This is a genomic window from Hydrogenovibrio kuenenii DSM 12350, from assembly GCF_000526715.1.
Lineage (GTDB): Bacteria > Pseudomonadota > Gammaproteobacteria > Thiomicrospirales > Thiomicrospiraceae > Hydrogenovibrio > Hydrogenovibrio kuenenii.
Genome location: NZ_JAGP01000001.1, coordinates 1,126,660 through 1,138,977 on the forward strand (window position 1 = coordinate 1,126,660; position 12,318 = coordinate 1,138,977).

Annotated in this window: 12 protein-coding genes; 8 read left to right on the forward strand and 4 right to left on the reverse strand. The window is 39.4% G+C overall.

Annotated features, from left to right (window positions below):
- Positions 1-5: 5 nt before the first annotated feature.
- The 8 genes from hisC to pyrF all read left to right on the forward strand — a co-directional run bounded on the left by hisC (position 6) and on the right by pyrF (position 7,542).
- Positions 6-1,106, forward strand: a complete 1,101-nt coding sequence (gene hisC / locus N745_RS0105255; protein WP_024851082.1) for a histidinol-phosphate transaminase — start codon at positions 6-8, stop codon at positions 1,104-1,106.
- Between the two features lie 5 nt (positions 1,107-1,111).
- Positions 1,112-1,990 carry a prephenate dehydrogenase gene (locus tag N745_RS0105260; protein WP_024851083.1) on the forward strand — a complete coding sequence of 293 codons (879 nt, stop codon included), beginning with the start codon at positions 1,112-1,114 and terminating at the stop codon, positions 1,988-1,990.
- A 48-nt stretch (positions 1,991-2,038) separates the two neighbouring features.
- Positions 2,039-3,385, forward strand: a complete 1,347-nt coding sequence (gene aroA / locus N745_RS0105265; protein WP_024851084.1) for a 3-phosphoshikimate 1-carboxyvinyltransferase — start codon at positions 2,039-2,041, stop codon at positions 3,383-3,385.
- Positions 3,385-4,044, forward strand: a complete 660-nt coding sequence (gene cmk, locus N745_RS0105270; RefSeq protein ID WP_038070630.1) for a (d)CMP kinase — start codon at positions 3,385-3,387, stop codon at positions 4,042-4,044. The genes aroA and cmk overlap by 1 nt, the downstream gene beginning before the upstream one ends.
- Positions 4,045-4,267: 223 nt before the next feature.
- Positions 4,268-5,941, forward strand: a complete 1,674-nt coding sequence (gene rpsA / locus N745_RS0105275; protein WP_024851086.1) for a 30S ribosomal protein S1 — start codon at positions 4,268-4,270, stop codon at positions 5,939-5,941.
- Positions 5,942-6,082: 141 nt separating this feature from the next.
- Complete coding sequence (locus N745_RS0105280) at positions 6,083-6,388, forward strand: integration host factor subunit beta (RefSeq protein ID WP_024851087.1); 306 nt, start codon at positions 6,083-6,085, stop codon at positions 6,386-6,388.
- Positions 6,389-6,454: 66 nt separating this feature from the next.
- Positions 6,455-6,799 (forward strand): lipopolysaccharide assembly protein LapA domain-containing protein, encoded by a 345-nt coding sequence (locus tag N745_RS0105285; protein WP_024851088.1) that lies wholly within the window; start codon positions 6,455-6,457, stop codon positions 6,797-6,799.
- Between the two features lie 26 nt (positions 6,800-6,825).
- Positions 6,826-7,542, forward strand: coding sequence for an orotidine-5'-phosphate decarboxylase (gene pyrF, locus N745_RS0105290; protein WP_024851089.1), 717 nt, complete (start codon positions 6,826-6,828; stop codon positions 7,540-7,542).
- A 1-nt stretch (position 7,543) separates the two neighbouring features.
- Here pyrF and N745_RS0105295 read toward each other — a convergent pair whose 3' ends face one another.
- Genes N745_RS0105295 through N745_RS0105310 form a run of 4 tightly spaced genes read right to left on the reverse strand, consistent with a single transcriptional unit; the run spans position 7,544 to position 12,304 of the window.
- Entirely contained in the window at positions 7,544-9,088 is a 1,545-nt protein-coding gene (locus N745_RS0105295) for an ATP-binding protein (RefSeq protein ID WP_024851090.1), read from the reverse strand.
- Positions 9,085-9,792 carry a response regulator transcription factor gene (locus N745_RS0105300; RefSeq protein WP_245595662.1) on the reverse strand — a complete coding sequence of 236 codons (708 nt, stop codon included), beginning with the start codon at positions 9,790-9,792 and terminating at the stop codon, positions 9,085-9,087. The genes N745_RS0105295 and N745_RS0105300 overlap by 4 nt, the downstream gene beginning before the upstream one ends.
- A 48-nt stretch (positions 9,793-9,840) precedes the next feature.
- Positions 9,841-10,773: a cupin domain-containing protein gene (locus tag N745_RS0105305; RefSeq protein WP_024851092.1), complete on the reverse strand. Its 933-nt coding sequence runs from the start codon at positions 10,771-10,773 to the stop codon at positions 9,841-9,843.
- A gap of 31 nt (positions 10,774-10,804) precedes the next feature.
- Positions 10,805-12,304, reverse strand: coding sequence for an RNA polymerase factor sigma-54 (locus N745_RS0105310; protein WP_024851093.1), 1,500 nt, complete (start codon positions 12,302-12,304; stop codon positions 10,805-10,807).
- Positions 12,305-12,318 lie beyond the last annotated feature (14 nt).

The window sequence follows — 12,318 nt, forward strand, 5'->3', positions numbered from 1 at the left end:
CGCACATGACTAAATCTTTTGAAAAACAGATACAACCCCAAATTTCTGGTATTCAACCTTACGTTCCAGGAAAACCTATTTCTGAACTTCAGCGTGAATTCAACCTTTCTCGTATTTCCAAATTAGCATCCAATGAAAATCCGTTGGGAGCTAGTCCAAAAGTGCTTCAAGCTATTCGCGATCAGTTGGTTGATATCGCCAGATACCCAGACGGTAGTGCTTATTATCTAAACCTGGAAATGGCTAAATTCCTGGGTCGTGAAATTGATGAAGTTGCATTCGGTAATGGTTCAAATGAGTTATTAGAGTTGGTTGCTAGGATTTTTGCTGCTGAAGGTGATGAGATTGTTTACTCTCAATATGCTTTTGCGATTTATGGTATTAGTGCACAAATAGTAGGTGCGACAGGCGTTGAAGTGCCTGCTAAGGGTTGGAGTCATGATTTGCCAGCCATGTTAGCTGCGATTACCCCTAAAACAAAAATCGTTTACTTAGCGAATCCTAACAACCCAACAGGCACATTGTTTACAAAAGAAGAGTGGGATGTGTTTATCTCTAAAGTGCCGTCTAATGTTATTGTGGTTTTGGATGAAGCCTACTATGAATATGTAGATAATTCTGAATATGCGAACGGATTGGATTATATAGACGAGTATCCAAACCTGTTAGTTTCCAGAACCTTTTCAAAAGCTTACGGGCTCGCTTCACTGCGCCTGGGTTATATGGTTGGAAATAAAGAGTTAATTAGTTATATCAATCGCTTACGCGCGCCATTCAATGTTAATCATTATGCGCAAATTGCAGCCGTTGCCGCCATTAAAGACCAAAATTTTGTGAAGAAAACGATTGAGTTTAATCGACAAGGAATGGCTCAATTTTTAGCGGTATTCGAGAAGTTGAAACTGGATTACATTCCATCTTACGGTAACTTTATTTGTGTTTCTTTTGGCGACAAAACTGAAGAAGTGAATAAGGCTTTGCTCGAAAAGGGTGTAATTGTGCGGCCTATGGGTGGATATGATATGGCGGAATATCTGCGTGTATCTATCGGTAGTTCAACAGAAAATCAGCATTTTATTAATGTTGTTACGTCATTAATGAAATAAGTGCGATGAATATAAAAAAAATTACGGTTGTTGGTGTCGGTTTAATTGGCGGTTCTTTTGCAAAAGGATTAAAGGCAAAAGGGTCGGGCGACCGCTATGAAATTACTGGCTATGACCCTAGTATTGAAAGTATGGATAAGGCGGTTGAACTTAACGTTATTGACCGTTACGAAACTACTTTATCTCAAGCCGTAAAGAGCGCAGACCTTATTTTGTTGGCTGTTCCTTTGGGGTCAATGGCACAAGTTTTAAGAGATATTGAGCCTTGTATCAAGCCTTCTACAATTATTACAGATGTTGGTAGCGCCAAGATGAGTGTTATTAACGCGGTTAAAGAGGTGTTTGGAGAAGTCTTACCAAGCTTCGTTGCAGGACATCCAATAGCAGGAAAAGAAAAAAGTGGCGTTGAAGCAGCTTGTGTTGATTTGTTTGTTGATCATAGAGTCGTTTTAGCACCAACAAAAGAAACCTCGGTTGATGCGTTATCGGAAGTTAGAAAGCTATGGGAAAGCCTTGGTGCTTGTATTACGGAAATGGCACCTGACTTTCACGATGAAGTGTTTGCGGCAACCAGCCACCTTCCACACCTTTTAGCGTTTAGTTTGGTTGATCTGCTTAATGAACATGAAGAGCTTGGCAATGTGTTTCAGTACACAGCGGGAGGTTTTAGAGATTTTACCCGTATTGCTTCAAGTGATGCGACCATGTGGCGTGACATATCAATGAATAACGCTTCTGCGATTGTTAAGTGGTTGAGAAATTATCAGGCTGAAATTGACAACCTAGTTGGTTTAATCGAAAACAAAGAGTCGGATGCACTATTTAATTTGTTTCATAATGCAAAAACTGCACGCGACAAGCATATCGTCAAAGATACGCTTTGAGTAAAAAAGATTACTCAACATCAGAATTTCAAGTTTAAGGTTTTAAAAATGTCTAAAAATGTACAGTTTAATGTAAAGCCGGGTGGCACTCTTAAAGGAAGGATTCGTGTTCCTGGAGACAAGTCAGTTTCTCACCGAAGCATTATGCTTGGCTCTATTGCCGAAGGTACGACACATGTCACAGGTTTTCTAGAGGGTGATGATAGTCTAGCTACTTTACAAGCGTTTAAAGATATGGGCGTTCAGATAGAAGGTCCTAACGAAGGTAAGGTAACTATTCACGGAGTAGGCCTAAGAGGGCTAAAAAAGCCTTTAAACCCTTTGGATATGGGCAATTCTGGTACAGCGATGCGCTTAATGGCTGGTATCTTGGCTGGCCAAAATTTTGAATGTACTTTAATAGGTGATGCCTCTCTTTCTAAGCGTCCTATGAAACGTGTAACAGACCCTCTTAGACAGATGGGAGCGGATATTTATACTGCAGATGGTGGTATGCCGCCGCTAAATATAAAACCAACGGTTTCAGGTTTAAAATCAATTGATTACACATTGCCAATGGCGAGTGCTCAGGTTAAGTCTTGTGTATTGCTGGCAGGGCTTTATGCTGATGGTGAAACGAAAGTTGTCGAGCCTGCGCCTACGCGAGACCATACAGAACGAATGCTACAAGGATTTGGCTATCAAGTCGAAAGTACAAAGCTTGATGGTATGCAGACGCAAGTGACGCTTGTTGGTGGTGGAAGCTTAAAGGCAATGGATATTGATGTACCATCTGATATATCATCGGCAGCTTTTTTTATGGTAGCAGCCTCCATTGCACCAGAAGCTGATTTAGTCATTGAGCATGTTGGCATCAATCCTACAAGAACAGGTGTGATTGATATTTTAAAGTTGATGGGTGCAGATATAACACTTGAAAATGAATCAATTGTTGGCGGGGAACCTGTCGCAGACATTCATGTAAAGTCTTCTAAATTGAAGGGAGTTAAGATTCCAGAAAACTTGGTTCCTTTGGCGATAGATGAATTTCCTGTTCTATTTGTGGCAGCTTCAGCAGCTGAAGGAAAAACTGTTTTGACTGGAGCTGAAGAGCTTAGAGTTAAAGAGTCTGACCGTATTCAGGTCATGGCAGACGCCCTTAAAGCTGTTGGTGTTGATGCTCAGCCAACCCCTGACGGCATGATTATTAATGGTGGTGTGCAAAAGCCGCAATCTACAGTAATTGAAAGTCATCATGACCATAGAATTTCCATGGCCATGACAATTGCAGGCTTAAATGCCGTAGATGACGTTCTGATTGATGACTGTGCCAATGTAAACACATCTTTCCCAACCTTTGTTGACCTAGTAAATCAGATTGGCATGACGGTTAGCGTCATTAAGGAGAATGGATAATGTCATCCCCAATTATCGCAATTGATGGGCCTAGTGGTGTCGGAAAGGGTACTTTAGCGCAATGGCTGTGTTGTAAAACTGGATTTCATCTTTTAGATAGCGGAGCAATTTACCGAGCCTTGGCTTATGGCGTTTCTAAAGCTGGTATTGACCTTGCAGACGTTGATAATTTGGTTAACTTAGCGGAAGTACTTCCTGTTGAATTTAAAGCAACCAGTGTTATCTATGATGGAGAAGATGTTACTTCTACAATTCGCACAGAAGAGGTGGCTGCTATCGCATCAAAAGTGGCTGCAATTCCAGAGGTGAGAACATCACTTCTTAAGCGTCAAAAAGACTTTGCACAAGCGCCTGGATTGGTTGCTGATGGCCGAGATATGGGAACAGTCGTGTTCCCAAATGCGAATGTTAAGCTGTTTTTAACCGCTTCAGCTGAAGAAAGAGCAAAAAGACGTGTTAACCAGTTGAAAAATCAAGGGGTTAGTGCTAACATTGCGCGAATTACTCAAGACATCATGGAAAGAGACGAACGTGATCGTACTCGTTCATCCTCTCCATTGGTGCCAGCTGAAGACGCTTTAATCATAGATACAACGGATTTAAGCATTCAAGAAGTCTGCGAAAAAGCGCAAAATGCGTTAAGCGAAGCTGGCATTTAAAAATTGATTAATAATTAATAACATATTGTTATTTAAAAAGAATTCGATCTTTATTCGAACATTCGAGTAAAGATTTTTTTGCTTTTGTAATTTTAAATTAGAAATTACAAAATTTATTTTGTTGGGTATTTGGGAACCTGGCGATTAACATAACTGACCCGATTATATCTTTTAGACCCCAATAGGAAGACATAAACGGCTTTTTTAATTTTGGTATAACCCCATGAGTGAATTATCTTTCGCTGAATTATTTGAACAATCCTTACAAGAAGACAAATTCCAAACTGGTTCTCTAATCATAGGAACCGTTGTTGCTATCGACAAAGAAGCAGTCCTAGTTGATGCAGGTATGAAATCTGAGTCTGCAATCCCTAGATATCAATTCGAAACTGCTAACGGTGAACTAGAAGTTGCCGTAGGTGATGAAGTTGAAGTTTATCTAGAAACACTAGAAGATGGCTTTGGTGAAACTCGTTTGTCACGTGAAAAAGCTAAGCGCGCTAAGACTTGGGACCGTTTGGAAACTGCCCTTGAAGAGAATGAAACAGTTACTGGTCTTGTTACTGGTAAAGTTAAAGGTGGTTTAACCGTTGATGTAGAAGGTGTTCGCGGTTTCTTACCTGGTTCACTTGTGGATGTTCGTCCTATTCGTGATTTCGGTTTCCTTGAAGGTAAAGAAGTTGAAATGAAACTTGTTAAGCTTGATCGTAAGCGTAACAACGTTGTTGTTTCTCGTCGTGCTGTTATCGAAGCTGAAAACTCTGTTGAAAGAGAAGCATTGCTTGCTAACATGGAAGAAGGTTCAACACTTAAAGGTATCGTTAAAAACCTTACTGATTACGGTGCATTTATCGACCTTGGTGGTATTGATGGTCTTCTACATATCACAGATATGGCATGGCGTCGTGTTAACCACCCATCTGAAGTTATTCAGGTTGGTGATGAGATCGAAGTTAAAGTATTGAAGTTCGACAGAGAGAAAAACCGTGTTTCTCTAGGTATGAAGCAACTTCAAGAAGATCCTTGGTCAGATATGGTTGCTCGTTACCCAATCGGTGCGGAAATCATGGGTAAAGTTGCCAACATTACTGATTACGGTGCTTTCATCGAAATCGAAGATGGTATTGAAGGTTTGGTTCACACATCTGAATTGGATTGGACTAACCGTAACATTCACCCATCTAAAGTAGTTCACCTAGGTCAAGAGCTTAAAGTTAAGATCCTAGATGTTGATCAAGAGCGTCGTCGTATCTCATTGTCTATCAAGCAATGTACTGTTAACCCTTGGGAAGCATTCTCTGCAACTCATACTAAAGGTGACAAAATTGCTGGTAACATTAAATCAATCACTGATTTCGGTATCTTTATTGGTTTAGAAGGCAATATCGATGGCCTTGTTCACCTAACTGACATTTCTTGGTCTCAAGCTGGTGAAGAAGCGGTTCGTGACTTCAAAAAAGGTGATGAGCTAGAAACAGTTATCCTTTCAATCGACCCAGAACGTGAAAGAATTTCACTTGGTCTTAAGCAATTAGAACAAGATCCTTTTGGTGAGTTTGTTGCTGAAAACGGAAAAAATAGCATCGTAACTGGTACTGTTAAGTCTGTTGATGAGAAAGGTGCAGTAATTGATCTAGCTGATGATGTTGAAGGTTATTTACGAGCTTCTGAACTAGCTGAAGATACTCGTGATGCTAGCTCAGTTCTTAAAGTTGGTGATACTGTCGAAGCTAAGGTGATGAACGTTGATCGCAAAAACCGTTCGCTTTCTTTATCTGTAAAAGGTAAAGATGCTCAGGAAGAAGCGAATGCGGTTAAGGACTACTCTTCATCACAGCCTAAAGCTGCAAGTACTCTTGGTGACCTATTAAAAGGTCAACTTTCTGGTGACGAATAAGATCTAACCTAAGAGCCGCTAGTAATAGCGGTTCTTAAATTCCTTTGTTATTTAAAAAGGACAGGTTGAAGGTGTTTATTTATATGCCTAAACAGATTTTACTCTTGTCAGAAGAGACTTCTATAAAAGAGACAGTAAAGAATGACTAAGTCAGAATTGATCGAATTGATTGCAAGACGTCAAACTCAATTTAGTCAAAAAGACGTTGAGTTAGCAGTGAATGAAATTATTGACTCCATGATAGAAAGCCTATCAGAAGGGGATAGAATTGAAATTCGCGGCTTTGGAAGTTTTAGTCTTCATCATCGCCAAGCACGTGTTGGGAGAAACCCCAAAACTGGTGAAAATGTTGAGTTAGGTGAAAAGCGAGTTCCTCACTTTAAGCCTGGAAAGTCATTAAGAGACAGTGTGGACGAGTCTAAGGACATGTACGACATTATTTCTTAACAGTAAAAACTCACATTCTATTTTTGAAAAGGGTACAATATTTTTAAAATATTGTGCCCTTTTTTTATGCTTAAAACTATCTCAATCATCATTACACTGCTTTTCTTATCACTCGGCATTTTTTTAGGAGTGTTGAATCCCAGCATAGTTAAATTTGACCTAATTTATAAAGTGGTTGAATTGCCACTATCTATATTATTAGCGATTACTTTTTCTCTTGGAATGTTACTATCTGGTTTTTATTTCTCTTTTGTGTTGATTGGTAAGCAATGGGAGATAAGAAAAAATAGCAAGAAAAACAACAAGTTATCTAGTGAAGTTGTTGAATTAAATAAACAGCTTTCTGAAGTGAAAAATCAATTATCACAACAATCATTACCTAACAAAACAAACGAAATCACCTCCTTATAAAGAAACACACAAAGAGAAGTACTTATATGCATAAAAGAACAGGACTTCCTGATCCAAAAGTTGTTATCGCATTAGATTTTCCTTCTGTATCAAGAGCAAATTCTTTTATCCATCAAATGGATCCAAGTATTTGTCGGTTAAAGATAGGAAAAGAATTATTTGCTATTGGTGGCCCAGCTTTTGTTGAGAGCTGCATTGATAAGGGTTTTGATGTTTTTTTAGATTTAAAGTATCACGACATTCCAAATACGGTAGCAAAAGCTTGTCAGGCTGCCGCTAAGATGGGTGTGTGGATGTTAAATGTTCATGCGCTTGGTGGTCGTAGAATGATGGAAGCGGCAAAAGAGGGTGTCTTACAAAGTTCTCACCAACCTATTTTAATTGCTGTTACGATCTTGACCAGTATGGAAGAGGGGGATCTACGAGATATTGGTCTACAAGGAACACCTCATGACAATGTGATGCGCTTAGCAAAATTAGCTGCTGATTCAGGCTTGGATGGTGTTGTATGTTCTGCACAAGAAGCCTCAGACATTCGTGCCGAAATTGATAGAAATTTTTGCTTGGTTACACCAGGAATTAGACCTCGTGATGCGGATGTTAATGATCAAAAGCGCATTATGACGCCAGATGAAGCGTTGAAAGCCGGATCTAGTTATCTAGTGATTGGTCGTCCAATTACTCAGGCTAAAGATCCAATTCAAGCATTAATAGATATTAACGAATCTATTAAAGGTATGTAAATTAAGCTTTCAATACTGGCAGGATAATTTTAACAACGACACCAATGGGCTTTCCATTCAAGTCCATGTAATTAAATGCCTCTGCTTTACCATTGTGAAAATCTGCTATTAACTTAACGATATAAAGCCCTAAGCCCAAGTGTGCTTGATTATCAGCATTTGTTTCTCGAATTGATGTCATACCGTCAAAAATTTGTTTCTCAATAGTTTTAGGAAGAGGTTTTCCTGTATTTTGTACAAGAATTTCGACTTCATTTTGTCCGTTAAGTACAACACTAATCGTTATAGGTTCTTTAGCATCATCAAAATCTTTCGCATTACTAATCAATTTATCCATTAATTGCTCAATCATAAAGCCATCCCCAACGACCTGAGTTTCTTCAGGAATATTCAGCTGAGTTCTAAATTTATGTTCGGGGTTGAGTATGACAATATTTTCCAGATAGTGTTTAAGCATCTCCTGAATTGCGAAAGGTTCAGGCTCTTGCATGGATAAACTCTCTTCTATGCTGTTAGCTTCTGAAAGTGAACTAATAATTTGCTTTAGCTGCTCTAATGCATGTTTTGAATACCGTACTTGTTTGTGATCCACGTCTTGCTCAAGTAATGAAAGTGACATGGATAAACGATTCATAGGGTTATGGAGTTCGTGCCGCAGAGTTTTAGGTAGTTGCTTTAGATAACGCTCGTAAGATGACAATTGGCTTAACATGTCATGAATATGATGACGTAAATCAGAGATTTCATCGTAGTAATGCCTTGGCATACTGTCAGGGAAGTTCATCTTATTAACTTTGCCATAGGCATCAAAGGTATTTCTAACATCATAATCTAGTCGAGCAATACGTTTGGACAGAGACGCTATGTAGAATACTGCGCCAAAAAAAACGACAAAAAAGATGAGTGCTCCCATACCGATAAGACGATAAAAACGTTTTAGGGAGTCGGTCAATAAGCTATTCATCGTTTGCTCAAGAACAATCGCCCCTATGATGTGCCCTTGAAGCTTTAAAGGCGTAGCTGACATTAAAGAAATAGGAGTGTTTTTATACATTCTATACTGCTGGAAAGTATGACCAGAAATTGCCTGACGAATCAGCGCAACCTCGGGGTTAGTGCTTTGGGGGTAGGGGTAAGGTAATGTAAAAGGGATGACATTCGATAATGTTTTGATTAAAAAATAACCAATTTTTGCGAATAAATCCTTATCAAGAGCGGTAGCTTGCTGAGATAAACGACCAACCACATAAGTTACCTGCCCAAACTCATTAACAATCCAGAGTACCGATTTATCTAAATTGAGGTGGCTGAGTTGATTTGTTGGGCGGCCGGATAAAATCTGCTGAGCCCATAGGTCTGTGCGGTTTTCAAGTACGTAGGAGAGGTTGATAACCGTTTGTTGTTGAATCACTGCTTGGTTTTCAAGCAGCATTCTGTGTAGGTCAATCGCAAATCGGTAAGCGAGAGCGGGGAGCAGGGTTAACATCAAGAGTAAGATATAAAACCTTGATCTGATGGTTAACCTCATTTTAAAAGAAGGCTTCATTTTTGTCGCCAGCTGTATCCTCGGCCGTATTCGTTATGAATCAAATCAAAACCTTGATCGACCTTTTTGAAGGCGTTTCGAATTCTACATATATGCGTATTGATCGTATTTCTTTCAACAACACCTTGTGTAGATTCTTGTAATTTATCATAGGTGACGACACCTTTTTCACCCGTCAAGGCAAACTGTTTGAGCATTTCAAACTCTGTTGCCGTTAAATCCAGAACTTGATCGTGCCAGTAAGCCTTAAATTCGTTATTGGCTAGGTTAAGACCATTAATCAATGATTTACCGCCATCATCACTGACCTGTATCGAACCTGTGATGCGCAATAGGTTTTTAACTTTTGCTGTCAAGACGCCTAAACTGATTGGTTTTGGTAAGTAATCAATTGCGCCTAGTGCATGGCCTGTATAAATATCAAACTCCGACTGCCTTTCTGAAAGAAAGATAACTGGGATAGCTGTTTCAAATGATAAAAGATGTTTTGCTAGCTCAAAGCCGCCATCAATCTCATTCCCTAAAATAATATCCGAAATCACTAGATCCGGCAGGGCTTCATCAAAACTAGCTTCTGCCGTAGCTCGGTCAGTAAAAGCTTTGATTTTAAAGCCTTGTTCAGAAAGTGCGGTCGCTAAATTTTCCAGTTGTAGAGGGTCATCTTCTACAATTGTAATGGTGTAATCGTTATTCAACATTGCCATAAACTTTTCCTGTAAGAGCAAAATACTATAGAGCCCATTTTACACAGCTTAACGGATGTACTGGAAGTCTAAAACCTGCATATTCATAATTAATCCAGCATCTTGAATTGGTAAGACAATTGCATCCTCACCTGAATGGTTATGATGAGAGTGCCACCAACCTGGAGGTGTAACAAAAACTGCTCCTGGTTCCCACATTGCTTTAATGGGGTTTACTAATTCACCATTTTCATCAACTTCTTCACTTATGAGTGTGTAGGTGTCTGGCCCAGCCGCAACACAATAATCAATGGCCACAGAATTATGTCTGTGTGGTTTTTGCACAACGCCTGCGGGTAGGGCGTTATATAGTGACCACAAAGTATGCGTGAGCGTCATGGTTTTCGGGAAGTTTGGGTTCGACAAAAGAATTCCTGTTCTATTTCTTCCTTCACCTTCTTGTCTAACCTTTTCTAATTCATGGTCTAAGTGCTCTTTTGTATAAAGCACAGGTGTAAAGCGTTTCTCAGCGGGCTGAACACCTAAGTATTTCAATAGAGGGGAGTCATTTACCCAGTAAATTGAAGTATCCTCGGTTGCTGAATGCAATGCACTTTCAACAGAAGGGAGTGTAAAAAGATCACCAGTTTTCCACTCAATAGTACCTTCCGACATCTGGGTTTTACCTTGCCCATTGATGACATAAAACATCTGAGAGGTCACTTTGGCTGAAGTTTTTAAAGACTCACCTTTGCATATGCGCACGAAGTTAGCCATAAGGTTAGGTGAGGTAGCTGGGTACTCGATATCTAAAGCTTTCGATAAATCAAATGGGATAACGCGCGTTGCCCCGGATTGATGCAAAGAAGCAGGAAAGCTTTCAACATCAATTTTGGGCATAGGAGGGTTAACAGCCGACATATATTCTTTAACGTCAGCTTGAGCTTGCCATTGTTGTTGCGAAACTTCTTGGCGTAGTTCAACACTATGATTTGGAATCATGTTTAATACTCTCATTAAAATTTTTAGGAAACTATTTGAATTTGTTGAGTTTTTTTCGATCGCTTGAGGAGGGGATTCCCATGGATTCTCGGTATTTAGCGATTGTACGTCGAGCAACGTTAATTTCTTTCTCTTCAAGTAAAGACATCAACTTGTTGTCACTTAACGGTTTGTTTGGGTCTTCTGCATCAATGAGCTGTCTAATGTGAGATTTGATGGCAATAGCAGACTGATCTTCGCTGCCATATTGTGATACACCAGTTGAAAAAAAGTATTTCAACTCAAAGGTACCGCGAGGTGTTTGCATATACTTTTGGTTTGTTGCTCTGGAGATAGTAGATTCATGCAATTCTAATGACTCTGCTACATCTCTAAGAACCATAGGTTGCATGGCTTGTTCACCTTCATCAAAAAAGCGAGCTTGTTTTTCGATAATGTATTTACCAACACGCAATAGGGTTTCACCACGGCTTTGAACGCTCTTAATCAGTCCTTTTGCCTCAATTAATTGCTCTTTTATTTTTTTAGACTCATCAGAGCTTCCTGATAAGCCTGAAGCCATATTAAGGTAGGTCGAGTTAATGGTTAGCCTAGGGAAAGCATCCTGGTTTAATTCGATCATAAAACCATTTTTAGTGCGCGTTAAAATAAGATCTGGTGTAATTAATTCACCTTGTGAGGAGGAGTAGGCACGTCCCGGACGAGGATTAAGCGACTGAATAACTTGAATAACTTGATGCAATTCTTCGTCATCCAGAAAATAGATTTTCTTTAGTCTCTTGTAATCTCTAACCGTTAACAGCTCAAAGTTTTCTTCAATGATTTTAGTTGCCGTAACAACATAAGGGTTTTGCTGTAGCGATTTTAGTTGCAGAATCAAGGTTTCAGATAGGTCTCTAGCAGCAACACCGGTAGGCTCAAAATCCTGAATAATCAATAAAACTTCTTCAACATCAGCAAGATTGACATCGATATCAGGCTCTTTAGCTAAAAGGTCATCTAAAATTTCTTGTATAGATACTAATAAGAAGCCCTCATCATTGATTTCATCAATAACATAAGAGGCGATTAATTCTTGATAATCTTTCCATGGGTAAATGTCTGACTGCCAATAAAGTTTATCTTTTAAAGTTAGTTCGGCTGATGTATAGCTTTCAGGGGAGTTATAATCATCAAGGGATTGTGCCTTAGAAGACAGCTGTGAAGCGCCATAGTCGGTATAAACTTCTTCCCATTCGCAATCAATTTCCATATTATCGGAAATGGCGTCAGCCTTCTCAATATCGAGATCAGACTCGGAAGTGTCCTTTGTGTCTTTAGAAGTATCCTCAAGATCTGGACTCAATTCTTCCATTTCATCTTGCGCATCAGACTCTTCTACTTCCAACATAAAGTTGCTTTCTAAGGTTGTGGCAATGGTTTGTTGGACTTCAAGAGCAGAGTACTGCAATATTTTGATGGACTGCTGCAGTTGAGGTGTTAACTTAAGTTGCTGACCAATATTGAGTTGTAATCCAGGCATTAATGCCATTAGACGTTTCTCCT